The organism is Proteiniclasticum sp. C24MP (assembly GCF_043951855.1).
GTDB lineage: Bacteria > Bacillota > Clostridia > Clostridiales > Clostridiaceae > Proteiniclasticum.
On sequence record NZ_JBINJW010000008.1, the window covers coordinates 95,982 to 121,444 of the forward strand.

22 protein-coding genes are annotated in these 25,463 nt (G+C 43.3%); 6 read left to right on the forward strand and 16 right to left on the reverse strand.

Annotated features, from left to right (window positions below; all coding sequences use genetic code 11):
• From ACHAL6_RS08025 to ACHAL6_RS08050, 6 genes are all read right to left on the reverse strand, one after another.
• A complete protein-coding gene (locus ACHAL6_RS08025) occupies positions 1-819 on the reverse strand; it encodes a sulfurtransferase (RefSeq protein WP_395269905.1) in 819 nt (272 codons plus the stop codon).
• Positions 820-845: 26 nt separating this feature from the next.
• The gene (locus ACHAL6_RS08030) at positions 846-2,288 is read right to left on the reverse strand and encodes an aminoacyl-histidine dipeptidase (RefSeq protein ID WP_395269907.1); all 1,443 of its coding nucleotides are present in this window, start codon (positions 2,286-2,288) and stop codon (positions 846-848) included.
• A gap of 3 nt (positions 2,289-2,291) precedes the next feature.
• Positions 2,292-3,437, reverse strand: coding sequence for a 30S ribosomal protein S1 (gene rpsA, locus ACHAL6_RS08035; RefSeq protein ID WP_395269909.1), 1,146 nt, complete (start codon positions 3,435-3,437; stop codon positions 2,292-2,294).
• Between the two features lie 137 nt (positions 3,438-3,574).
• Positions 3,575-3,994 (reverse strand): CBS domain-containing protein, encoded by a 420-nt coding sequence (locus tag ACHAL6_RS08040; RefSeq protein ID WP_395269910.1) that lies wholly within the window; start codon positions 3,992-3,994, stop codon positions 3,575-3,577.
• Between the two features lie 136 nt (positions 3,995-4,130).
• The gene (locus tag ACHAL6_RS08045) at positions 4,131-6,623 is read right to left on the reverse strand and encodes an AAA family ATPase (RefSeq protein WP_395269912.1); all 2,493 of its coding nucleotides are present in this window, start codon (positions 6,621-6,623) and stop codon (positions 4,131-4,133) included.
• 1 nt (position 6,624) lies between these two features.
• On the reverse strand, positions 6,625-7,716 hold the full coding sequence (locus ACHAL6_RS08050; protein WP_395269913.1) for an exonuclease SbcCD subunit D: 1,092 nt from the start codon (positions 7,714-7,716) through the stop codon (positions 6,625-6,627).
• Between the two features lie 167 nt (positions 7,717-7,883).
• Between ACHAL6_RS08050 and ACHAL6_RS08055 the strand changes: the two genes are divergently transcribed.
• Entirely contained in the window at positions 7,884-8,618 is a 735-nt protein-coding gene (locus tag ACHAL6_RS08055) for a glycerophosphodiester phosphodiesterase (RefSeq protein ID WP_395269914.1), read from the forward strand.
• A gap of 83 nt (positions 8,619-8,701) precedes the next feature.
• Here ACHAL6_RS08055 and ACHAL6_RS08060 read toward each other — a convergent pair whose 3' ends face one another.
• Positions 8,702-9,370 carry a hypothetical protein gene (locus ACHAL6_RS08060; RefSeq protein ID WP_395269916.1) on the reverse strand — a complete coding sequence of 223 codons (669 nt, stop codon included), beginning with the start codon at positions 9,368-9,370 and terminating at the stop codon, positions 8,702-8,704.
• Between the two features lie 17 nt (positions 9,371-9,387).
• Entirely contained in the window at positions 9,388-11,535 is a 2,148-nt protein-coding gene (gene ppk1, locus ACHAL6_RS08065) for a polyphosphate kinase 1 (protein WP_395269943.1), read from the reverse strand.
• A gap of 189 nt (positions 11,536-11,724) precedes the next feature.
• On the opposite strand from ppk1, the gene ACHAL6_RS08070 reads away from it, so the two are divergent.
• Entirely contained in the window at positions 11,725-13,215 is a 1,491-nt protein-coding gene (locus ACHAL6_RS08070; RefSeq protein WP_395269917.1) for a hypothetical protein, read from the forward strand.
• Between the two features lie 121 nt (positions 13,216-13,336).
• Here ACHAL6_RS08070 and ACHAL6_RS08075 read toward each other — a convergent pair whose 3' ends face one another.
• Together ACHAL6_RS08075 and ACHAL6_RS08080 are read right to left on the reverse strand one after the other, a co-directional pair.
• Positions 13,337-14,686, reverse strand: coding sequence for a sodium-dependent transporter (locus ACHAL6_RS08075; RefSeq protein WP_395269919.1), 1,350 nt, complete (start codon positions 14,684-14,686; stop codon positions 13,337-13,339).
• A 327-nt stretch (positions 14,687-15,013) separates the two neighbouring features.
• Positions 15,014-16,468: a phosphate--AMP phosphotransferase gene (locus ACHAL6_RS08080; RefSeq protein ID WP_395269921.1), complete on the reverse strand. Its 1,455-nt coding sequence runs from the start codon at positions 16,466-16,468 to the stop codon at positions 15,014-15,016.
• A 129-nt stretch (positions 16,469-16,597) separates the two neighbouring features.
• On the opposite strand from ACHAL6_RS08080, the gene ACHAL6_RS08085 reads away from it, so the two are divergent.
• Both ACHAL6_RS08085 and ACHAL6_RS08090 read left to right on the forward strand, forming a co-directional pair.
• Positions 16,598-17,047: a GNAT family N-acetyltransferase gene (locus ACHAL6_RS08085; protein ID WP_395269923.1), complete on the forward strand. Its 450-nt coding sequence runs from the start codon at positions 16,598-16,600 to the stop codon at positions 17,045-17,047.
• Positions 17,048-17,049: 2 nt separating this feature from the next.
• On the forward strand, positions 17,050-17,553 hold the full coding sequence (locus ACHAL6_RS08090) for a deoxycytidylate deaminase (protein WP_395269924.1): 504 nt from the start codon (positions 17,050-17,052) through the stop codon (positions 17,551-17,553).
• 62 nt (positions 17,554-17,615) lie between these two features.
• Here the strand turns inward: ACHAL6_RS08090 and ACHAL6_RS08095 are convergent, their stop codons facing one another.
• The 3 genes from ACHAL6_RS08095 to ACHAL6_RS08105 all read right to left on the reverse strand — a co-directional run bounded on the left by ACHAL6_RS08095 (position 17,616) and on the right by ACHAL6_RS08105 (position 20,578).
• The gene (locus ACHAL6_RS08095; RefSeq protein WP_395269925.1) at positions 17,616-17,777 is read right to left on the reverse strand and encodes a hypothetical protein; all 162 of its coding nucleotides are present in this window, start codon (positions 17,775-17,777) and stop codon (positions 17,616-17,618) included.
• A 119-nt stretch (positions 17,778-17,896) separates the two neighbouring features.
• Complete coding sequence (locus ACHAL6_RS08100) at positions 17,897-19,024, reverse strand: YcjF family protein (protein ID WP_395269927.1); 1,128 nt, start codon at positions 19,022-19,024, stop codon at positions 17,897-17,899.
• A gap of 153 nt (positions 19,025-19,177) precedes the next feature.
• Positions 19,178-20,578, reverse strand: a complete 1,401-nt coding sequence (locus ACHAL6_RS08105) for an NlpC/P60 family protein (protein WP_395269929.1) — start codon at positions 20,576-20,578, stop codon at positions 19,178-19,180.
• A 373-nt stretch (positions 20,579-20,951) separates the two neighbouring features.
• Between ACHAL6_RS08105 and ACHAL6_RS08110 the strand changes: the two genes are divergently transcribed.
• Positions 20,952-21,641 carry a response regulator transcription factor gene (locus ACHAL6_RS08110; protein WP_395269944.1) on the forward strand — a complete coding sequence of 230 codons (690 nt, stop codon included), beginning with the start codon at positions 20,952-20,954 and terminating at the stop codon, positions 21,639-21,641.
• Positions 21,642-23,159, forward strand: coding sequence for a sensor histidine kinase (locus tag ACHAL6_RS08115; RefSeq protein ID WP_395269930.1), 1,518 nt, complete (start codon positions 21,642-21,644; stop codon positions 23,157-23,159).
• Positions 23,160-23,191: 32 nt separating this feature from the next.
• Here ACHAL6_RS08115 and ACHAL6_RS08120 read toward each other — a convergent pair whose 3' ends face one another.
• The 3 genes from ACHAL6_RS08120 to yqeC all read right to left on the reverse strand — a co-directional run bounded on the left by ACHAL6_RS08120 (position 23,192) and on the right by yqeC (position 25,228).
• Positions 23,192-23,653, reverse strand: coding sequence for a MarR family winged helix-turn-helix transcriptional regulator (locus ACHAL6_RS08120; RefSeq protein WP_395269931.1), 462 nt, complete (start codon positions 23,651-23,653; stop codon positions 23,192-23,194).
• An 81-nt stretch (positions 23,654-23,734) separates the two neighbouring features.
• Positions 23,735-24,478, reverse strand: coding sequence for a metallophosphoesterase family protein (locus ACHAL6_RS08125; protein ID WP_395269933.1), 744 nt, complete (start codon positions 24,476-24,478; stop codon positions 23,735-23,737).
• A 15-nt stretch (positions 24,479-24,493) separates the two neighbouring features.
• A complete protein-coding gene (gene yqeC, locus ACHAL6_RS08130; protein ID WP_395269935.1) occupies positions 24,494-25,228 on the reverse strand; it encodes a selenium cofactor biosynthesis protein YqeC in 735 nt (244 codons plus the stop codon).
• Positions 25,229-25,463 lie beyond the last annotated feature (235 nt).

Here is a 25,463-nt window from a genome sequence, read left to right on the forward strand (position 1 = left end):
CTATTCCCTTTCTACGGTATTTTCCTCATAACTGACAAAGTCACTGAAACTACCTATATATAATCTTGATTTTTTTCCGATTTCGTCAAAAGCCATGATGTTCGTGCAGGCGGTGACGCCAGAGCCGCAATGAAAAATCACATCATCATATCCGGTTATCTCCTGAAAGTTCTTCTGCAGCGCTTCCAGGTCGATGTGATTCGATTCATTGAAATGACTCCTGTAGCATATATTTGCCGCATTTCTGATGTGTCCTTTTTTGATGTCGATGGGCTCAGTTATCCCTTTGTAACGTTCTGCGCTGCGAGAATCTACAACGACCTTATCATCGGATGCATCATCTTTTGAATACGCAAGCACTTCTTCATAGGATGCTGTCATGGAATCATCGGGCTTCAAGGTGATGTTACCTCTTGGGAAACTTTCCTTTCTGTCCGTCAGATCCTCCTCCTGAAGTGTGCTGAACCCGCCATGAAGAACAAAGACGTCTTCAAGACCGTAATATTTCAGCATCCACCATAGTCTTCCTGCTGTGGAGTTATCTCCGTCATCGTAGATCAGCACTTTCGAATCATTGCTGACGCCCAGCGCACGCAGCTTCTCCTGAAACTCATCCTGGTCCGGCAGCGGATGCCTTCCACCGTGCTTTTTCACAGGTCCCGCCAGATCCTTGTCCAGGTCCAGGTATCCGGCTCCTTTGGCATGGGATTTCCGATAGGATTCCATGCCGCGCTTCGGATTGCTCATATCAAAGCGCACGTCAAGGAGAATCAGGTCCTTCTGCTTCAGCAGAAAATCTCTGTCTTTAAAGTTCTTCATGTTGCACCTCATGTTTCATCAAAGTTTTATTTCAGATGTTTCAGAACATCCAGCAGGAACTCATAGACGTTTCTGACCGATTTCAGATCCATGTGTTCATCTGGTGTATGTACATCATAAAGGTTGGGTCCCAGACTGATCATGTCAAGTCCGTCAATTCTGCCTGATAGGATTCCGCATTCGAGACCGGCATGAATGGCTTCAATTTTAGGCAGTACACCGTATTTCTTTTCATATACGCTGATGAAAGCATCTCTCAGACTGGAGTCCTTAGCGTATCTCCACTCCGGATAGGAGGAAGTGATTTCAGTCTCCGCGCCAAAAGCATCTCCGATGGCTTTCACTTTATCCAGAACCATCTCTTTTCTGGATCCGACACTGCTTCTCACTGCAAAATCGAAATACAGTTCATGATTCTTTTCATGAAGAACACCCATATTCAGAGAAGTCTCCACAAGTCCATTGATGTCCTGACTCATACTGATCACACCGTTCGGAAGCGTGAAGAGAAGACCGATGGCCTTTTCCGTTGTTTCCTTGTCATAGCACTCTGCCGGCGAATCGGTTCTGCTGAAGGTGATGTTGAAATCATCGTCCTGTGTTTCAATTTCCTTCCCCAGAGCTGTTTCAATCCTGGCAACCTCTTCCAGAAGCCCATCCACATTGCCGCTGAATACAAGAATCGCTTCCGCTTCTCTTGGAATGGCATTGTTTTTGGACCCTCCGTGAAGACCGGTGATCAGGAAATCGTACTTTTCTTTCAGCATATAAAGCGTTCTTCCCAGCAGGACATTGGAATTCCCGCGTTCTTTGATGATGTCCATGCCGGAATGTCCGCCCTTTAAGCCTGTGATGCTTAACTTGTAGGAAAGACCTTGTGCAGCTGCAGTGTGAAGGGGAAGTCTGACAGTCTGTCTTGCTCCGCCTGCGCAGCTCACCAGAAAAGTACCTTCTTCTTCAGAATCGATATTGATGAGCATTTTCCCTTTAAAGTGTTTTCCCTCTACGGAGGCAGCACCGATCATGCCTGTTTCTTCCTCAACAGTGATGAGCACTTCAAGAGGAGGATGTGGTATATCGTCACTGTCAAGAATCGCAAGAGCATAGGCAACGGCAATTCCGTTGTCCGCGCCTAGCGTTGTTCCGGTGGCATACAGGTGGTCTTCCATGACTCTCAGCTTAAGAGGATCTTTTGAAAAATCATGGGTGGTGTCATTGTTCTTTTCATCCACCATATCCATATGCCCCTGAATGATCACAGGACTGCTGGATTCATATCCTGGTGTTCCAGGTTTCTTGATGATGATGTTCATGACTTCATCCTGAATCACCTGGAGGTTTCTCTCTTCCGCAAACTTCTTCAGAAAATCCGAGACCGCTTTTTCATTGCCTGATCCTCTTGGAATCTTTGTCAGCTCCTCGAAGTAATGAAGCACCTTCTTCGGTTCATACTGGCTTAATATACTCATTTTCTACTTGTCCTCCTTGAACTTATCCATCAGGTTCTGGAATACGTCTCCAAGAGTCACAGCTTCTTCTTCTTCGTAGAAACTCTGGTCTTCTTCTTTCGCATCTCTGATGGAGAAACTTACACGCTTACGCTCATCATCGATTTGAAGCAGCTTGACATTCACCTTCTGGCCTTCTTTCAGAATCTCATTGACATCAGAAACATGATCATAGCTGATCTCACTGATATGGACAAGTCCGTCAATGCCGTTTTCCAGCTGCACGATGGCACCTGCATCGATGATTTTCTTCACTGAAGCTTCATATACATGGCCGATCTTCATTTCGTGAACCCTGTTCCATGGATCCTGACCCTTATTCTTCAGGGAAAGGGAGACCTTTTCCTTCTTCTGGTCGATCTTCAGCACATGAACAGTGACTTTGTCTCCTACGCTGACCACTTCACTTGGGTGATTGATTCTTCCGTAGGAAAGATCGGAAATGTGAGCAAGACCGATGAGTCCGCCCAGATCGACGAAAGCACCGTAGGAAGTGATATTTGAAACAGTTCCTTCCACAGACTGACCTTCCTTCAGTGTAGCCAGAAGTCGTACTTTCTCTGCCGCATCTTTTTCGGCGAGATACGCTTTTCTGGAAAAGATGAGTCTGTTCTGTTCCTCTTCGTACTCCTCCACATAAGTTTTCAGCGTTTCCCCTGTAAACACGCTCAGATCCTCCACATAGGTGTTGGAGACAAGCGATGCAGGCATGAATCCGGAAAGACCATGGAAGAATACTCTTAAGCCGCCTTTGACTACTTCAATGACTTTCACTTCCACAGCCTTCTTCTCTTCGAGGGCTTTTTCCAGTTCTTCCTTTGCTACTATGGCATCCGCCTTGATTTTAGACAGAAGAACATTGCCTTCCCCATCATCGGCTTTCAGGACAACCACTTTGATTTTGTCACCGATGCTGTTGGTTTCAGTGATGTCCTCATGATGGTCTTTCGTGAGTTCCTCTCTTGGAATCACACCATCCGCATAATAGTTGATGTTTACGATGACCTCATCCTTGTTCACCTTCAGAATTGTACCTTCGAGAATATCTCCATCCTTCACTTTATTCAAAGCGAATCCTTCCATTGCTTCTTCCATGGAAATATCATTCATGTTTTTTTCATCCATATTCTTCACTAGGCTTTATAGTAGCCCTTACCCCTTTCGTGCGCCTTTTATGGCATAGTTATATCAACATAGTAACATAAAAAAGCTGAAGTTTCTTCAGCTTTTTTGAGAACAATATGTTATTAACCGATCATCTTATCGTCTGCAATTAGGTTATAACAGTAGTCAATGATATCACTTCTCTTGATGATACCGATAAACACCCCTTCGTCGTCAACAACTGGAACAAAATTCTGTGTACGTGCTAAAACAATGATATTGTTGATATCTGCACTGATGGTGACCACTTCATGTTTTTTTCTTCGCTCAATATCCTTTACCTTTACTTTATTGGTGTTTCTGAAGGAAAGACCCGGTGTGTTTTTGATCTTCCAGAGAAGATCACCTTCAGTAAGAGTTCCGACATACTTCCCATCATTGTCTATGAGTGGGATTGCAGAATAGCCATGATGTTCCATCCTCTCCAGAACCTGCCTCATGGTGGAATCCACCATCTCATAAATCAGCTCTGACTTTGGGGTTAGAAAAAAAGCAATATTCATATGCACTGTACCTCTTTCATATTTCTTTTACACTCTCATTATAACATAGAACTGATTTCTGAAACCGTATTCAGCGGGAATTTCAGAAATCGTTCATAAGCTGCGCTCTGCTATTGACCGCCAATGACTCTCTTTCTCATAGGGTAAGGGTGCGTGCATTCTCCTTCAGTATGTCCATCTCTCTCTTATGGCAGGTGAAGATGAAAATCTGATAGCGGTCTGTGCATTTCTGGAGGAAAAGAAGCGTCTTCTTCAGCCTTTCTTCATCATAACTGGAAAATGCTTCATCCAGAATCAGGGGAACCTTTCTACCGTTATAGATGAGATCCGCCATGGCGATCCGTAAGGACAGATAGAGCTGTTCCATGGAACCATGAGAAAGGAAGGTGTCCTGCCAGAGCATACCGCTTTCCTGATAATTCATGGAGAAGACCTCGCTTACTTTAACAGTTCTGTCTTTTCCGGTGATTTCCCTGTAGATTGCGGTCACACTGTCGTTGAGTGGTCCGGTGAACTCTTTCCGAAGCTTCTCATAGGAATCTTCCATGAGACTTTTTGTCAGCTCCAGTACTTCATATCTTCTCTTGAGCATCATTTCTTCTTCCTGCAGACTGAGAATGGCTTCTTCCATCTGCAGCGGTTCCTGGAAATTCATCTCTTTCATTTCCAGATGGTGCTCAGCGTGCTTCTGATGGATTTCCTGCAGCCTTTCAGTGAGTGCACGATCCCTGTTCTCCAGAGTCTGCAGATCCAGATTCTCTGATATGCCAAGAGAGCTTATGGCATCCAGTTCTTTCTGGACTTCGCTTTCTTCCCGGTCTCCTATGAGTCCTTTCAATGCGTAGTTCAGTCCGGCTTCTTTATTTGAGACTTCCTGAAGTCTCATGATCTCCAGATCATAAAGATCCAGAAAGCTGTACAGATCGTGCTCCTCTTCTCTATAGCCGATCTCTGCAAGGAGCTCTTTGTAGCTTCGAAGAAGGTCTTCCTTCCGTTCTTTCTTTGTCTCCACCTCTTTTTCATGTACCTCAATCTCTTTTCGTAGTTCCTTCTCCCTTTCCAGGAGTTGAGTGTACTTTTCTTCTCCTTTCATCAGTTCTTCCACGGATCCTGTATTGGTCAGCTGAAAGACGCTGTTTTTGAAGCTTAGCACCTCCTCCTGTCTCCTGATCAGCTGCAACCGCTCTTTGTCTCTGGGCATCTTTTCGATGAGCCTTTTGGAACGGATCACTTCATTGGGATCCATCTTGAGTGCTTCACTCATGGTCCTGATCGTCCCTTCTATGGATTCCACTTTATGAAGATGATGAGATATACGCATTTTCTCCAGAGTTCTGCTGAGATAAAATATCACGAAAGAGGCAGCTCCGATCATGACAGCCGTCCAGCTGTCTTTCATCAGAGCCTGATATACAAAAGCGGAAAGAAGTATGGCAGCTGAAGTGAGTATGTAAACAGGTCTCTTGGATTTCAGCCCTGTAAGGTGCTTTTCATAGTTCTTCAGCAATCTGCTGAGCTCTTCCCGTCTCTCCAGGAGGTTTTTATTCAAGGCTGAATCATTTTTAAAGTATTTCAGCTTTTCCTCGATGAGCAGTTCCTCGCCCTGAAGACGGACCATAGTAAGGAGGGCTTCTCTGCCGATCTCTTCATATCCTTTGAAAGGTTCCAGACTCATGTCCGTTTCAATCTTTCTTCTTTTCAGGCCTTCCAGATGATCCTCCAGAAGGGAAAGATCTTCTTCGAGATCTCTCAGCTTCATCTCCTTTTCCCTGATGTTTTTCAGTTCCTTATCCTCTGCCAGCATGAATCGGGTGGTCTTCTGTTCTTTCATGTTTTTCAGCTCTTCCAGATTTCTGCGGATCCGGAGAAACTCGTCTTTCACCTCGTATAGGTGTATTCTGTCTTTGAGAATCCGTACTTCTTCTTTCTTCTTCCTGATATCCTCCTCTTCTTCCTGCAGCCGGTCCAGTGCGCTCTGCCGCTCAAGAATCTTTTTCTGCATGGCCTTCGCCTTTTCCAGTGAGATATGAAGTCCAGAAAGCTCCTGATACAGAACATCCAGCCTGCCGTTTTTACGTGCCCCTTTGATGAGCTTCATTTCCTTGTCAATGGTGTTCATTGCTTTCGTAAAGGAAATCTCCTCATCACCGGATTCGAGAAGATTGGTCAGTTTCGTGGCTAGAGCTTCATCCTTCTCATTGAGAAACTTTGTGCCGTTCTGACTGATATAAAGTGTTTTGACGAATTCCTCCAGCTCCACATCGAACAATTCTTTACCCAGATTTTCGGAAAAAGAAGCCTGATCATAGGTATCGCTGTCATAGATTCTGAAGAGATCCTCTCTCCTCTTCCCTGAAATCTTTCGCTCAATCATCAGATTCTGATGCTCTAGTGCGACTTCCATGGTTGCCAGGGTATGATTCCCGCCAAAAGGAATGTATCTTTTCCGGATATCCAGATTATATCTTCTGCTGGTCCTGGCCCCATAGAACATGGACAGGATACAGCTCTGCAAGGTGCTTTTTCCGGCTTCGTTTTCTCCCTGGATCACATTGATTCCTTCGTGAAATTCAAAAGATCTTTTCTTCAGTTTTCCGAACTGTTCTATGGAGATATTTTTTATCAGCATATCAGAAATCCTCCTGGGACAATATCCGAAGCCCCATGTTCGATGCTTCTTCCAGCAGTTCCTCATTGGTGAACGCTTTTTCTCTGCGCTCCCTGATCGTTTTCATAAATAGACCTCTCAGGGTGTTTTCACTGATCGGTTCCATACTGTCATGGACAGAGGTCCTGTCCGTCAAAGTGAAATAAACCAGATGCATGGCGAGTATCGCTTCAATGCCTGCGAGATCCAGATACAGATAGGAAGGAACCGTTCCTGACAGTTCGATCTTATAGATATCTTTTCTATCTGGAACCGCATCCAGAATGCGCCGGGCAATCTCCTCAGTGGTGAAAACCTCTGAAACAGAAACATTGATGATGGCGTAGTTTCTGCTGCTCGTTTTTCGGAAGGAAAGAGCGGTTCCTTTCTCAAAGACCTCACCGGAAATGATGCCTTTGTCCCCCAGTTCATCGAACCCTCTCCCTTCAGGAATTCCTGCATAGGCATAGGAGGTCCTTCCCGCCGCAAGGATTCCGCTGTATTCATGTCTATGTCCGAATGCAATATAGCTGAAGCCGCTATCTTCGATGCTTTCTTTTGAAACAGGGTTATATTCGCAGGTTCCGGATGTGACTTCACCATGCATCACAAGTATTTTAATGGACGCCGGATGATCGGACTTCTTTCCAAGAAGCATATTCTCATGCTGATACGCACTGGTGAATCCCTGTCCGCAGACCAGGCAGTCCAGCTCCTTCAGATGAATTTCCTCGTAGTCTCTGAATATATGGGTGTTTTCCGGAAATCTGTATATCTCATAAGGACTTGCAGATGTATAAGGATCATGGTTTCCAGGAGAAATGAAAATCTTCCCGGGGAAACGGCTCATTTCCTTCGCAAGATAATTAAGGGTTATCGGCGTGACTCTGGCAGAATCAAAAAGATCGCCAGTCAGAATAAGCAGATCAGCCTCCGTCTTTATGGAAAAATCAACAAGTCTTGAGAAAGACTGAAGTAGCTCTTCTCTTCTCTGTTTCCGGAAGGACTGATGATGCAGAGCCAAAGGTGAATCCAGGTGGAAATCTCCACTCTGTACGATGCGGATAGAGTTCAAAATGCAATCCCTCCTTAGAACTTAAGTTCTTTTTTGTTGATTGTAACATATTTCAGTTTGCCTGAATACCCTCATTGAGACTTGAGTCGGACGCTTTCGGGTGTATTCGCTGCCTGTAATTTGCTATAATGTAAGAAATAGAAGAAGAAGCAAGTCAAGGAGAAGTTATGATCAGGAATATCGCACACAGAGGCTACAGCAGAATATATCCGGAAAATACCATGCTGGCATTTCGTGAGGCCATTCTGGCCGGCTGTGACGCCATAGAGCTGGATGTCCACCAGTCAAAGGATGGTCATGTGGTGATTTTCCATGATGATGAGCTGCTCCGCACAACGCAGGTCAAAGGATACATCAGAGACTATACTGCAGAGGAACTGCGTAATATGGATGCCGGCGTCCTTTTCAAAGGCGTATATGAGAACAATGGAATCCCTACTCTGGAAGAATACTTCGAGTTCATAAGAGATCAGAAGATCGCGACCATCATTGAGCTGAAGAATAATGTCTTCAGCTATCCGGATCTGGAAGAACGAACCATTGAAATGGTTGAGCATTATGGTCTGAAAGAGAATGTGATACTATGCTCTTTCTCCCAGAAGAGCATTGTGAAGTGCAGAAGGATCGATTCGGATATTGAAACTGCCCTTCTTACTGACTACTGGCTGCATAAAGGAGGAAGTGTCGCCAAGTCTCTCGGAGCTTCCTACATACATCCAAGACATCTCTTTCTTCAGCCCTGGGTCCTCAGAGAAATGAAACGGTCCGGGATTCTCATCCAGCCCTGGACGGTAGACAACCCCAGAAGAATGAGAAGTCTGATTGCTTCAGGCGTTCACGGCATCATCACCAACGATCCGAAGCTCCTTGATGAAGTCAGAATGTCCCTGCTGTCGGAATAATTCGGTGAAACAGGAAAGAGACCAGATTTTGAACATCTGATCTCTTTTTTTCTCGTTCATTCAGCGGGTCTATCTGTTAAAAATCAGGGTTTTTCAGGTCCTGGCTCCTTGGAAGGATCGGATGGTTCAGATTTCTCATCGCTTTTTCTCACTTCATAGGTAGAACTGGCTTCCCCATATTGTGTGAATTTGATGCTCAGGTTCAGGTCGCTGAGACTGTATTTCTCTGACGGGATATCAAGGATGATGTCGTTGTTTATGGAAGTCATGGAAATTTCAGCCTCGTCCGTTTCCTCCACCATGCTGTCCGAATCCTCATCCACCTGGACATCTTCCTCGACTTCGTAATGAAGTGTCTGCTGATCACTTTCGTAAGTGCTGCTCTTTTCCTGGTGAGCGCCAAGACGCAGTTTGATGTTCAGGTCCTGAAGGTTGTATTTTTCCACAGGAATTTCAAGGATAAGCTCTTCCACTTTCCTGATTTCACCCATTTCATTGGGATCGATGTCATCTACCAGAGGAATGGTCTTCTTCGAAAAATCAGAGTCCGTCATTTTCAGTATTTTCTTTGCCTGTTTCATGAATTCTTCAATGTTATCGAATTCGTACAGTTTTTTCTTGTGCTTGAAGGATGGTTTGTCTGCACCCCATTCTCTTTCCTTTGATCTGATGATGAGCTCAGGAAGCTCCTGTGAGAGTCTTTCCACCAGCACATCATGCTCAGGATACCTTGTGTTCAGTTTGATTTTCATATGATTACCCCCAATTCTTACGTTGAATAATGGCCTTCCTGTTGAAGTTTGGCCAGTCTCTTTTTATATTTATTGAATTTCTTCTGTGTTCTTGCGATGAGTTCTTCCTGACAGTTGAACGGATCGTCTTTTGTTTCTATGTGTGTATAGCTGCCGTCTGACTTCAGAACTCTTGCTTTCATGTTATCCTTGAGATTGTACTCCAGGATGGTTTTCAGTTTGTGTTTTGCTTCTCCGTTATGGATGGGGATCAGAAGCTCGATCCGCTTGTTGAGGTTTCGTTCCATCCAGTCCGCACTTCCGATGTACATGTCCTCTTCTCCATTATTATGGAAATAGAAGATCCTCGAATGCTCCAGAAATCTTCCTACTATGGACCGTACCGTGATGTTTTCACTGATTCCTTTCACGCCGGGTCTTAAGCAGCAGATGCCCCGGATGATCAGTTCGATTTCGACTCCATCTTTTGAGGCGGCATAAAGTTTTTCGATGATGTCCTTATCCACCAGAGAATTCATTTTGGCAATGATCAGTGCTTTCTTTCCATCTTTGGCCAGTTTCCGCTCATTTTCAATGAGCTCTGTGAACTTGTTGCGCATATCCTCCGGTGCAAGGGTTGCCTGTCTCATCTTATCGTATCTGAAGTGTCCGGACAGACGGTTGAAGATATCAGAGATATCTTTTGCCAGTTCCCCGTTGCAGCTAACAAGAGAAACATCTGTGTAGAGTTTGGCTGTGATGTCGTTATAATTACCAGTGCCCACATGGAAATATCGCTTGATCTCATTGTTTTCTCTTCGGATGATGAGAAGCGCCTTACAGTGGGTCTTCAGACCGGTTACACCATAGATTACATGACACCCGGCTTTTTCAAGCCTCAGGGCCCAGTTGATGTTGTTTTCTTCATCAAAACGGGCTTTGAGCTCAACGAGTACGGTCACCTGCTTACCGTTTTCCGCTGCTTCAGCCAGTGCCTTTACAATAGGAGAATTTCCAGACACTCTGTAAAGGGTCTGCTTGATGGCCAGAACATCAGGATCCACCGCAGCCTGTCTGATCAGCTTGATGATGGTGGAAAAGCTGTCATAAGGATGGTGAAGCAGTGCATCTTTATGAGCGATGGACTGGAAAAGATCATCATGGATGAGAAGTTCCGGTACCGGCAGAGGAATGATTTCCTTGAATCTCAGGGTATCATCAGATGGCAGTGAACTGACTTTATGAAGAAATCTGAGATCCAGCGGACCTTTGATCTTGAATACGTTGTTCTCGGTGATTTCAAACTCATCCATGAGGTATTCCAGAAGTTCACCAGACACATTGTCTTCCACTTCAAGCTTGATCACATTCCCCCATTTACGGAGTTTGATGGTTTCCTTAATGACTTCAAGAAGATCATCTGCTTCTTCTTCATTATATTCCAGATCCGCATTTCTGCTGATTCGATAACAGGAATAACCCAGGATATCAAAAGCATTGAACAGGTCTCGTATCTTCAGCTTCAGTATTTCCTCGAGCATGATGTATTTCCTGCTGTCCCCTTTTCCACCCGGCAGATAATAGAACCGGTCAAGGACATTGGGGACTTGTATCGTTCCGATATGGTGATTCTCCAGAGACTGTTTGTCCTCCAGAAGAACAGCGATGTTCAGTGTTTCCGAGGTGATCAGCGGGAACGGTCTGGTGGAGTCAACCACCATGGGTGTGAGTACCGGATAAATACTGTCGATGTAGAGCTTGTCGATGAACTTCTTCTGCTCCTCATCCAGTTCTTTATGAGTCACAAATTCAATGCCAAGCTTTTTCAGTTCTTTCTTGATATCTCCATTGATCAGCTCATAAAGATCCTGAAGCAGTACCCCGGTTCTTTTATTGATGGCCTGGGTCTGTTCCTTGGGTGTCATTCCGGAAGAATCCCGCTTATAGATTTTTGCATGAATCTGATCGGATAAGGTTCCGTACCGGATCATATAGAACTCATCAAGATTGGAAATGACGATGGCCGCAAACTTCAATCTTTCCAGTAAAGGATTGTTGCTGTCTTTGGCTTCTTCCAGTACACGATGATTGAATTCAAGAAAGCTCAGTTCTCTATTTATGAAATCCTTTGGTTCAGACTGATATTGATCCATATTTACAATCCTTTCTTCAGTTTCTTTTGTTATATGTCTCTATTATAACTTATTATTAATTCAAAATTATATAATAATTAAGACTTAATTGTTACAAATCTCCTGTTTCACACATATATTAAGGGTTTACGGCACATTTCTTTCGTTTTTTATGAAACGAAGCCCTTTAGTTGATATAATAGAAGAAATAAATCCAAGACCCAATGAAAGAAAGGAGGAACTATGAGAGTTGGAATTATAGACATCGGCTCAAACTCCATGCGACTTGTCATCTATGAAGTTCACGGAAAAAACTACATTGTCGTCGGACAAGTCAGGCAGTCAGCAAGACTCGGACAGGACATGATCGACGGACATCTGAATAAAGGCAGAATCGACTTCGGCATCAAAGTGCTGCAGTACTTCAAGGAATACATGGATTCCAAAGATGTCACCGATGTGATTGCGGTGGCAACGGAAGCCATACGAAAAGCGAAGAACAAGGAAGATTTCCTGACCCAGGCAAAAACGGCTCTGGGAAACGATATCCGCATATTATCCGGTGAAGAGGAAGCGTTTTACGATTATTATGCTACCGTCAACACCATCGATCTGGATCACTGCCTCATGGTGGACATTGGCGGAAGCAGCACTGAAATCGCATTAATCCAGGATAAGATCATGCAGGAATCCATTTCCATCCCCTTCGGCAGTATTGTGCTTACCGAAAAGTTCAATCTCAAGAGAAACAAGAAGGATGAGCAGAATCTGCACAACTACCTGAAACAGGCTTTCAGAAACATTTCATGGCTGAAGAATGCAAGAGGTCTGCCGATCGTTGGTATTGGCGGTTCCATCAGAACCCTTGGCAAGATCGATCGGTTCAGAAAAGACAATGCCATGTTCATTTCTCATAACTACAGTATGGAGCAGAAAGATGTGGAATCCGTCTATGACCTGGTTCGAGAATACCTGGATGGGAACGTCAAGCGCATCTACGGTTTAAGCCGGGACCGTGAGGATATCTTCATCGGCTCTCTGGCCACACTGAATATTCTTATGAAATATCAGAACTCCAGAAAACTGTTTGTCTCCAATGCAGGCATAAGAGATGGACTTCTGTTTGAACATCTGCTGGGCAGAAACAAAAGAGTCCATGATGTACTGGAGTTTTCTCTGGATAATATCATTGAAAATCATATGTACAAAGGATATGAGGGAAAAGATCTGTTTAAACTGGTGCGTGTCATGTACTCTGCCCTCTGCAGAAAATATCCTCAGCTTCTGGGAAACGGAAAAGTCCTGAAAACAGCGACTTATCTCTTTGATATCGGAACCAACATCAACTATTTCCAGAGAGACAGAAACACTTTCTACAGTATTCTCAATGCTCCCATCAACGGATTAAGCCAGAAGCAGATTCTTATGGCAGCTTCCTCGGCTTCGATTTTTTCAGCCAATGATCTTCTCAAAGAATTTTTCAATAAGAAGATTCTTTCATCCAGAGACATCAAAGTCATCGAGATGCTGGGCATCCTCATCAAAATCGCTGAGGCTCTGAATCATGGCGTTTCCAATGAGACTTCCATTCGCAGGATTGAATTGACGGAAACATCCATGATCATGGAAGTGCATACGAAGCTCAATCCGATTTTCAAAAAGGATGAACTGAAGAATTACCTCTCAAAATTCAGATATCTCTACAAGATGAATCTGGATGTTCGATTCGTATAACTGTAACCTAAGGTGGCTGAATCAGCCTCCTTTTTCAATGAGAAAGACTCCGGTACGAAACCGGAGTCTTTTCTGTGAGGTATATTATTCTGTATTTTTAAGTATACAGCAGGCCTACTGCTTATCCGATGATTTTATCCAGAAGCCCTGTTGTGGACAGAAGGATAATAAACACGAGTACTGGTACAACAAACTTGATCAGTACAGTCCAAAGCTTTTCAGTTCTGAACGCACTACCCATCTTGATTTCCTTGACTGCATTAGGCACGCCCCAGACGTATCCGATAAACAGAGCACCAAGGAGACCGCCAGCAGGTAGCAGATAATAGGATGTGAATACATCAAGGAAGTCGAATATTCCATAGGAATTTCCGTCAATCCAAGGAATCAGGAAGTCACTCCATGCTCCCATGGATAGGGATGCGCCGATTCCGATGACAAACATCAGTGTTGTAAAGAAGATGGTGGAAGCCTTTCTGCTCCATTTGAACTGGTCAATACCGAATGCAACTGTAACTTCCATCAGTGAGATGGAGGATGAAAGAGCTGCAAAGAACACCAGCAGGAAGAACAGTCCGGAGAAGAGCATACCCAGAGGCATTTCTTCGAATACTGCAGGAAGTGTGATGAACATCAGTCCAGGTCCTTCGCCGGGTTCGAATCCGAATGCGAATACCGCTGGAAGAAGGGCGAATCCTGCAAGGATCGCAACCAGTGAATCCAGTGATGGGATAAGGAAAGCATCTTTTTCAAGATCTTCGTCTTTACTCAGGTAGCTGCCATAGGTGACCATGATTCCCATACCAAGACTCAGTGAGAAGAATACCTGACCAAGAGCGGCAATAACCACTTTCAGTGTGATTTCTGAGAAATCCGGCATGATGAAATATCTGATTCCCTCCATCGCACCATCCAGTGTAACGGATCTCAGCACGGTGATGACCAGAAGCACGAAGAGTGCAGGCATAAGCAGTTTTGCTGCTTTTTCAATACCACCGGAAATACCACGGATTACGATAATCGCTGTAAGTCCCATGAAAATAAGATGATAGATGATAGGCTCAACAGGTGATGAGATGAAGTTAGAGAAATAACCTGACTTATCCGCTCCGATACCTGTAAAGGAAGCAACGATATACTTCAGTACCCATCCACCTACAACAGAGTAGTAGGAAAGAATCAGGAATCCGGCTAAGACACCAAATCCACCGACAAATCCCCAGCCCTTCTTGATCTTGTTGTAAGATCCGTAGGCGTCGGAATTCGCATGTCTACCAATTGTCATTTCCGCAAGCATCAGTGTAAAACCTAATAAAACAATAAGTACGATATAAACTAATACGAATGCGCCTCCACCGTTTTCACCGGCAAGGTACGGAAATTTCCATAAATTTCCAAGTCCAACTGCAGAACCGACTGCAGCCATGAGGAAGCCGAATCTTGACGACCATGTACCTCTGTTTTGTTCCATAATAAATCCCCCTTTTTTTCTTCAGAGATTGTGAACTCTTAGATTATATATCAATACAATGCCACGATTTCAGCAATCCTGAAAATTACATGTTTTATTATAATCTTATTATGAAATCAATATCAACCGAATTCATAAATTCACAATTACATTTCTCATATTCATAAATATTCTTAAAATGTCATGCGGATTTATTACTGAAACTAAGAAATCATTATGAAAAAAAGACACTTGAAAAGGTTTCCAAATGTCTTTTTTGCAGAATATACTCATTATTTTATCTTTTTGATGAGAAATAATCCTTTCTATTAACGGATTGTTTGTTAACTACTTATCAAGGAACGCTTTATAGCAGGTATCAAGTATCGTTTCCAGTGCTTTTATCCTTGCATACTTTTTGCTGTTGCCGTTGATCACATGCCATGGCGCGTTTTCGGTGGAGGTTTTATCCAGCATATCATTGATGGCCTCCTGATAGAGATCCCACTTTTCACGGTTACGCCAGTCTTCCTCTGTGATCTTCCAGACTTTATCCTCATCTTCCTGTCTGGATTCGAATCTCTCCAGCTGTTCTTCCTTGGAAATATGGATAAAGAACTTGATGATGATGGCACCGAAATTGGAGAGGGATTTTTCGAAGTCATTGATCTCATCATAGGCTCTTTTCACATCCTCATTGGCTGCAAATCCCTCCACCCTTTCCACCATCACTCTTCCGTACCAGGAACGATCATAGATGCTTATGTGACCGGTTTTAGGCACGTTGTTCCAGAAACGCCAGAGATAGTGATGCTTGAATTCAATATCAGACGGAGCCGCTGTGGTGTTGATTTCATATCCAGTCGGATCCAGCTGCTGCACCACCCTTTTGATGTTTCCGCCTTTTCCTGCCGCATCCCATCCTTCATAGACAAGAATCAGGGGAATTTTCTTTTCATAAAGCGTATACTGCACATCTCTCATTTCCTTCTGCAGTTTTATGAGACGATCCCTGTACTCGTCTTTATCAATCTCATCCTTCCCCTCATACTTCTCCAGTATATTCGGGAATTTGCCGTTGAAAAAGCCATCATTATCCGGTTTATCTTTTTCCGCTTTCTTCTTTTCTTCCTTTACTCGCTGCTCCAGTCTTTCAACTACGATTTCCAGCACTTCGATGACAGATTTGTACCGGTTCTCGTATTCAACTCTGATCCAGGACTTTTTATCTTCCTCAAGGATTTCTTCCATTTCCTTCTTGTATTCTTCATCGTTGTCTCGATCATATTCCTGTGCCTTCCACATGGTTCTAGGATTGTCATACATTCTCATGATATGTTCTTTCTGAAGATCCTTATCGATTTCGATATAGAACTTCAGTAGTTCAGTCCCGTTATCCACCATGGTCTTTTCAAAGTTTCTGATTTCTTCCAGCAGAATCTTATTTCCGTTATAACGGTCGTTTTTCACCGTTCCATTCTTCATGGCGATATAAAGAGAATACCAGCTTCTATAGAATATTGTCACTGCGGTATTGCTGGGTGTATTTTTGAAATACTGCCATAGAAAAGGTTTTCTCAGTTCGCTTTCAGTTGGTGAATGGGTCGCATAGAACTTTGTGTAACGAGGATCCAGAGCAATGAGCAGTTCGTTGGATAATCTTCCTTTACCGGCGGCATGGACGCCTTCGAATACAATCATTACCGGAACTTTATAATCTTTCAGCACCCTCTGCAGATATCCTAATTTTGTGGAGAGCTTGTCTTTGTCTTTTTCGTATTTTTTCTTCAGGTTTTCTTCCACGTTGCACCTCCTCATCTTTATAATATCATTTTACCATAATCTGACTTTTTTCACATTTTCATTTTGAATCGGATTGAAACATGATATATTAATAAAAAAGATGACATAGATGAATTGCGGAGGTATAGTATGAAAGTTGTAATCAGAACATTTGATGAACTAAGTGTCAAAGAGCTCTATGATATCATTCAGCTTCGAGTGGAGGTGTTTATTCTCGAACAGACCTGTCTCTATCAGGATCTGGATGGAAATGATGACAAAGCCTATCATGTGCAGATTCTTGAAGGCGATGAACTCGCCGCCTATGCACGAGTGTTTAAAAGCGGCATTAAGTATCCTGTGGCATCCATCGGACGAGTCATCACAAGTCCGAAATACAGAGGAAAAGGATATGGGGATATCCTGATGAAGGAATCCATAAAATGCGCGGAAGAACTGGGTGAACATCACATCATGCTTTCTTCTCAGAGCTATGCACAGGACTTTTACGCGAAGCACGGCTTCAGAAGGACCAGTCGAGAATCTTATCTGGAAGATGACATTCCCCACGTGGAAATGGAATATAGAAGAGGTGAATAATCATGAGCGAAAAAAGTTATGAGATTGTAAAGAGCACCAAGCCCAAAAGAACACGCCAGCCCTGGAACGAATACTTCATGAGTATCGCAAGAGTGCTTGCGGAACGATCTTCCTGTGACCGTGCGTATGTGGGAGCCGTCATCGTGAATCAGGACAACCGGATCATTGCCACGGGATATAATGGCAGTGTGGGCAGCAAAACGCCGCAGTGTGACGATATCGGCCATGTCATGAGAGATGGACACTGCATCGCAACGCTACACGCTGAGATCAACTGCATCGCCTATTGCGCGAGAGAAGGAATCTCTCTCAAGAATTCCAAAATCTATGTGACGCACTTTCCCTGTCTCAACTGCACAAAAGCGCTTATTCAGTCCGGAATCACAAAAGTATATTATATGGATGATTACAGAGTGGATGATTACGCACTGGAGCTTTTGAATATGAATCATATTGAAACCGTGAAGCTGACCATAAGTGATGAGGAAAATCAGCTGATTCTCTAGTCTCAGATGGAAAAACCCCAGACAATCGCTCCATAGAAGGAGCAGCTGTCTGGGGTTTCTTTCTATTTATCAAAAACTCCGCCTGTCTTTTTGTTCTTGATGCTTCTTCTCGCTTGTCCCTGAACTTTTTCAGGCCTCTGCTTGGTGGTGTTTTTATTTCCATTGCTTTTCTTTTCTTCAATGAGTTCTTTCATTCTTTGCATATTTTCTGGTGTTAATGCCATTTTATACCTCTATCTTTCTTCCTCTGTTTTCAATAACTTTATAAGTATATAGAATAACAGAAAAAAATGCCAGCTTTATTTTCATGATCGGAAACCATGCATTTCAGATCATAGTATCTTTACGATTCCTTCTTCTCTTTCTTCACAACATCCATCTGATGCCTCAGTTCTTTTTTCATCATTTCCATCACTTCACTGTTTTCCAGCTGCTTGTTCTGATACTCTGATGTGGCGACCTTGATCATCACATTGATGTATGCATAAGCCAGTGCCGTGGTGATCAGGGCAGCAGTGCTCCCTGAAATGATGCCACCGACGAGTGTACCCGCGCCAGGAACCAGTTTCAGCAGATTGGAAACCAGCGTTCTACCTGTAAACACAGCGCCTGATACCCCTGCTGCAGAAGACACGATGGATGTGATCATCCCTTTATTCACAGAGATGCCGAATATGCTTGTGATTTTCGCGATCATGGCAATCTGACTGGAAGCGAGTATCGGTGCATCGGCAAATGGCACTGGAGTAAAGCCCACCATGAAAGTTTCCGTGATGAATCCCTTCGCCCATTTCTTAGCGTATGCCGCCTTTTTCATCACATCCACTTTCTGGGCGTTGATAAAAGCCTGTTCTGCACTCTCTGGAAGCAGCGTAAATGTCACATTGACCAGCTCCTCCAGCCCGAAGGAAGGTATATGATGTCCGCTGATCACATAAGGTTTGGCTATGACAGAAACCAGTCCTTTCAGGTTCAGCCTTAATGAGCGGATATACTCTGACAATTCCCTTGTGTTTTCATCCTGAATACTCTGAGTCAGAACCACCACCACAGGCAGAACTTCTGAAAGTTCTCGGATGAACCCTTCTTCAAAAGATTCCAGCCTGCTGCTGCCGGCATTGAGACAGTACCAGACAACATGAATCTTATCTTTCTCTTCTCCATACTGATTCAGTCTTCTTATTTCATCGAAAACTTCTTTTCTTACCTGCGCCTGCACAGACGGATTCAATTCCAGACCCTTGGTGTCATAGAGCGTTATGGGCACACCTTCTTTTGTGATTTTCTCCAGGTGCTTTGTCACAGGTTTTCCCGTTCCAGTGGCTGCCAGATTCTCACGGAAGATATGATTGATCAGCGTGCTCTTGCCTACGCCAGTCTTCCCTGCCAGCATGATGTTGATGGGATTCATTTTCTTCACTTCTTCTTCTGTAAGCTGCACGATATCTTTTACAACATTAATTACATCCAATGAATTTTCCTCCTTAGGACTCTATAAATTCAGAATTTATTCTGTCTTAAAGATATCAGAAACAGATTAATATATCGTTAATTTTTCACAGCAATGAAAAATCCGAACCTTGGTTTCAGGTTCGGATTACTCGTCTCTTTTCATCTGTTTACTTTAGTTTAGTACTCTTCTTGCAGTTATGAAATTATGGTATCTCATGGTTGAGATCTCAACTGATTTACCAGGTCTTGGTGAATGAATCATGTTACCTCCACCGATGTAGATTCCAACATGAGAGACTCCACTGGTACCAAAGAATACCAGATCGCCCGCCTGAAGGTTCGAATAGGATACCTTTGTGCCATAGGACGCCTGTGAACGTGATACTCTAGGCAGGTTTACACCAAAGTGCTTGTAGACATATTGTGTGAATCCTGAACAGTCAAAACCGGAAGGTGTGGTTCCACCCCATACATATGGTGTTCCTAAAAACCTGTATGCATAATCCAGAACAGCTTGTCCGGAAGCACTGCTTACAGATGGTGCTGGAGCCGGTGCCGGTGCCGGAGCAGGAGTTGGAGTTGGTGCTGGTGTAGAAACGGTCTCATTTGAATTTGATGATCCTGCACTGTTTTGAGCCTCTTCAGCAGCACGCTGCTCTTCTGCTCTCTGTGCAGCTGCAATTCTTTCCGCTTCCGCTCTTTCCGCTGCGATTCTGGCAGCTTCTCTTGCCGCTTCACGCTGTCTTAGTATGGTTTTACCCTTTTCTATGAGGTCCACGACTTTTGCGTCGGTACTATCCGTTACGATTTTTTCTCGTACAGCTCTCAGGCTTGCTACAGCTCCTTGTATAGCAGCATCAGTACTACTGGAATTATTGATGATGTCATCATTTTCTCCAATGAAATACATTTCCGCCATGGCCAGATTTCCAAGGATCTTCTTTTCCTCTTCTTCGTATTCTTCGAGAAGCACTTCCGCTTCCGCTTTCTTTGTCTTCTCTTCTTCCAGGCTCTTGAGGTTATCTTCTCTTAAGGCTGCTACAGAATCTCTAGATTCGCTCAGTTCTGCTTTCTGCTTATCAAGAAGGTCTTTGATTTCCTGTATTTCATCTAGGAGCTCTCTGTCGATTTTTGCCAGTTTCACGATGGCATCAGCACGGGATATGAAATCCGCAATACTCTCTGAATTCAAGATGGTATCGATGACACTGGTGTTTCCCTGCTTGTACATGGCTCTAAGTCTTTTACCGTATTCGGTTTCCTTCTCTGTCAGTTTCGCCTGCGTTTCACTGATTTCCGCATTCTTGATCTGAATTTCACCATCCAGACGTTCTATATTCTTGTTGTTGTCTTCAATTTTGATTGAAATATCTGTGATCTCATCGGCGATACCGGCGATTTCGGATTCGATTTCAGCCAGTTTTCCTAAGATCGTGTCGTATTCGCTCTTTACAGTGTCCAGTTCCATCTGCTGCTGATCCGTTAACGGAGTTGCTGTTACAGGGATACCTGCACCGTAAAGTAAGGATGTTGCCAGGACTGCTGCAATCATCTTTTTTCTTATACTTTTCATTTCGACCTCCTAAAAGGATTTGAATATATCGTTAAATATTATTACAAAGTTATTACTGATTGAATTATAGAATTAACTTATGAAGAAGGTATAAAGGAGTTAATAGATAATTCAAGATTTGAAAAGGCTGATTTCTTTTGTAAACAAAGGCGTTCCGCTATTCTCGAATGAACAGAATTATAGAGTTAGGCTACATCAGGATTCAAGTATATATACCTGATGAAATCATGGAAATCATTCAGAAATGCGTTCACAAAAATATTACAGAATGTTTTAATCTCAAATTCCCGAAACATTCGTTAAAGTCCTGCCAAATCTTTGCCAAGCACTGTTTTCTAGTGTTATAATCACATAAAGAAACGAGGTGATTTTTATCAATAAAATATTAATTATAGAAGACGAACCATCCGTACTGGAAGCCATATCAGCTTATCTTGCAAAAGAAGGTTATGAAGTGTATACCGCTGAACGCGGCTATAAAGGACTGGAGTATGCAGAAGAGATTGATTTCGATCTGATCATTCTGGACTTGATGCTTCCGGACATATCCGGAGAGGAAGTCTGCAAGAGAATACGATCCAAATCCAATACCTACATTTTCATGCTCACCGCAAAGTCCAGCCTGGAAGAGCGAATCAGAGGCCTTGATCTTGGTGCGGATGAATACCTTGTTAAGCCGTTCTCGCCAAGAGAAATTGTAGCTAGAGTCAATGCGTTGTTCAGGAGGATCAAAGATGACAGCGGAAGCGGTAATGTCATTTCATTTAATAACGGGGAGTTGATAATCGATCACGATAAAAGAGAAGTCAGACTCAAAAATGAAGAAGTGGCTTTGACCCCTATTGAATTTGACATTTTAAGTATCTTATCCTCCAACCCGGGAATCGTGCTCACAAGAGAAACCCTCATAGACAGAGTTCTAGGACCGGATTTTGAAGGCGTGGATCGTACCATTGATGTGCATATCAAGAATATCCGTAAGAAGATCGAAGAAGATACGAAAAACCCTTCTTATATCGTCACAGTGTTCAAGCTGGGTTATAAGTTTGGTGGTGGACAGTAATTGAGATCTATAAAATATAAGATTACCATTGCCATCTCTCTAAGTGCCCTGCTGTCTCTTCTGATTGCCTATGTAGTCATCAATCTGACTTTGAATGCCAGATTCAATGACTATCTGCAGGTGAATCAGATTAAGAGAGATGAAAGAATCATTGATACGTTCAGAGACAATTATCTGCGTGACGAAAGATGGACCATCACTTCCGGAAAGAGTCTGGAAAGAGAGGCTGAGTCTTCTGCCTTCACCATTTCCTTACTGAACTGGGATAAAAGTGTAATGTGGGCAATGGATCCTTTGAAGCTGGTGGAAAAGGAAAAGGAAATCAACCCGGAAACTTCTTTCAGCATGGAACAGTACGTCCCCAATGAATATCCGATCAAAAACGAGAACCGGATTATCGGCTATGTAGTCATCGGACAGTTCTCTCCCCTGGTGATTTCCCAGGAAGACGAGAATTTCCTGAATTCCATCACCATGAGCATTCTGATTAGCGCCTTCCTGGCAGTGTTTCTCATCATCCTCATTGCGCTTTTTGTAGCAAGACAGCTGTCGGATCCCATTGAAAGGATCTCACAGACAGCCTACAGCCTCTCCATGGGAGATCTGTCAGCCCGAGAAAACCTGGAGGCTGATGTTGTGGAAATTGAAACCCTCAGAAACAGCATCAACTCCCTGGGCGAGAAACTGGATCGGCAGGATATGCTGAGAAAAAGACTGATCACTGATGTGTCACATGAATTACGGAACCCTCTGAATGTTCTGCAGACGAATCTCGAAGCGATCATTGACGGAATACTTCCAGCTACGCCAGAACGGCTGCAGTCTCTGAATTCAGAGGTAGTAAGATTCGGTAAGCTTCTGGACAATCTGAATATCCTGAAGCAGTTCGAATCAGAAAGCATGGTGGCGAAGATTGCTGTGCTGGATATCAAACAGGTGCTTCAGGACATCTATCATAACTTCCAGGGTCTGACCAAGGAGAAGTCCATTCGACTGAAGTATGTATTTCAGAAGAATTCTGATTTTCTCATACTGGCAGATAAGCATTCCATCTATCAGGTCGTAACCAACCTTCTGCATAATGCCATCAAGTTCACACCAAGAAATGGCACAATCACCATAAGACTCACAAGAGACGACCGATACTGCTACATTAGAATCAAGGATACCGGAATCGGTATACCCGAAGAAGATCTGCCTAATGTATTTGAAAGATTCTACAGAGTGGACAAGTCCCGAGAACTTATTGAGGGAAGCGGTATCGGGCTCACCATCGTGAAGAATTTCGTGAAACTCAACGGTGGAACCATTACGGTCAACTCCACGGTAGGAAAAGGATCCACATTTACAATCAGGTTCAATCTTTATGAAATCGGTGAACGGATTCCCGGTGAGGAGATGGAGACGACATCGAATTTCCCCCTCCGCTCTGATGAGAGTGAAACCTTCACACGAAGAGGATCTGAGACCATTATGGGTGCCGATCAGACAAAGTCAGATGGAAATCCAGAGCAATAAAAAAAGGAGCAGTCACTGCTCCTTCTTTATTGCTATTTTTTATCTTCTATGATATTGTCTTTTGCCTGATTGTCCAGCTGATCAAGAATGAGCTTCAGCTGTTCTCTCAGCCCTACCACTCCGTCTATGTCCATAGGCAGACTGCAGGCGATGTTGTGCGGCACTTTTTCAGCTTCTCTCATCAGATCTTTACCTTTTTCGCTGAGATAGATGATCAGATTTCGTTCATCTCTTTTATCTCTGGTTCTTTCAATGTTTCCATCATTTTCGAGTTTTTTGAGAAGCGGTGTCAAAGTACCTGAATCCAGTCGCAGCTTACCACCCAATTCCTTCAAGGAAATACCATCCTTTTCCCAAAGAACAATCATAACCAGATATTGCGTGTAAGTTAAACCCAGCGGTTCCAGCAGGGGTCTGTAGATTTTAGTGATTTCTCTCGAGAAAGCGTACACTGCAAAACAAAGCTGATTTTCTAGTTTTAATTCATCTATCATAATATTACCTCATGTCTTATTGTATTCAATTAAATTGTATCATAAACTATTGTCGAATGTCAATAATTCATTCAGTTCTACTTATATGCCGAGATATAATCTTTTGGCCAGAAAATCAGGAAGTCCGGCTTCCTCTATGCGTTTCGCCGCTTCTTTTATGTTGTAGTCCACTGCTCTGAATGACACTTTCCTTTCATAGGTATCATACACAATGTAGTGCGCCTTGGGGATGCTGTTTCTGGACTGCCCTACACTACCCACATTGATGATATAGAGATTCTCATCCAGATAGATATCACCATTTTTGGAGTCATACATTTCAATGGTTTCATCACTCTTATATTTGAAAATGCAGGGCTTGTGGGTATGGCCTGTGAACATGACTTTGGCTCCACATTTCCTCATCGCCTCAAAACTTTCCCGAAGAAAGACGGAATCCTTGTTTTCGGGAAAAACATAGGGGAATTCCAATGGATATCCCAGCATGGAATGACAGAGGATGAAGTCTTCCACCTGAAGCTTCTCAGGAAGTTCCTTCATGTGATCCACATATTCTTTCGGCAGGTTTTTGATGGCATGCATGACGCCCAGCCTGGCATTCTCGCTGAAATTAACCAGCGTGAAGGGTTTGATCACTCCATACTCGTGGTTTCCGATGACTCCTTCCCCACCCAGTTCCAGAAAGCGCTTATAGCACAGATATGGATCTGCTCCGTATCCGACCACATCACCTAAAAAAAGAATCTTATCATACTTTTCAGTTTCAAGCACTTTACTGAAAGCCTGAATATTCGAATGTATATCACTTAAAATCAAGTATTTCATCTTCTTAATCCCCCGTTAATACTCCTTCTCATACAGCACAAAATAACGATCTTCTATTAAACTGCCTTCAAGGACCAGATCGATATCGGACAGATCAATGGTTTCAAAAAGATTCAATGCCAATGCTTCATCCATTTCCTTTTCCACTTTATTGATATAGAGGACTTTCTTCCCCACTGCATTTTTGAAAAGCGCATTCTTGTCATTGACTATTTTTGCCAGATGACCGATGGTCACAAGTGAACCGATGGAGCTTCCGGTCAATTCCAGATATTTATCCAGATGATGGATATTCGCCGCATTCACAACGAGCCCCAGTGACTGAATATCCAGCACACCGACTGTTATATCGGTGGTGGATGGAATCTTGGGTTCATGATCTCTGAACCCCTTCAGTGGTCTTCCATTGGAAAAATCGCATTCAATGATTGTGTGGTCGAATCCATCAGCAATAGTCTCGATATCTTCATTTGTAAGACCGAAAACAAGATCTTCCAGATTTTTTCCTTTACCGATGATGTAGATTCCAGGACGATCGATGCTTCCAAGATCATAGTCTTTGTGGTAAGCGTAGTCCATGAAATCGTACATGGTGATCTCAGGCTTGATGAACGTGGTCGTACTGGAAACCAGAATCTTCTTTTTTCTGCGCAGAGATTCCGTTAATTTATTGATGAGCGTGGTTTTACCACCGGCTCCGACCAGAGATATATTCGGATATTTATTCAGTTTCAGAATTTCATGAAGCATCCTATCACCTCCAGAAGCCCGTAATAAACACATTTTATCGTTTCTTTTATCATATCTCAAAGAAAGCCGTTTGTGAACCTACTTCAGGTATTTAGCTATGACTACTTCGCGGTGTCATACCTGGGTTTATGCTTCTGTTTTTCCCTTATTGATCAATGCCTCAGATGCATTATCCGCTTTCCGAGAGTAATCCAGACAAGACTATCCACTTCACCTTATGCAGTCTGAAAGAATT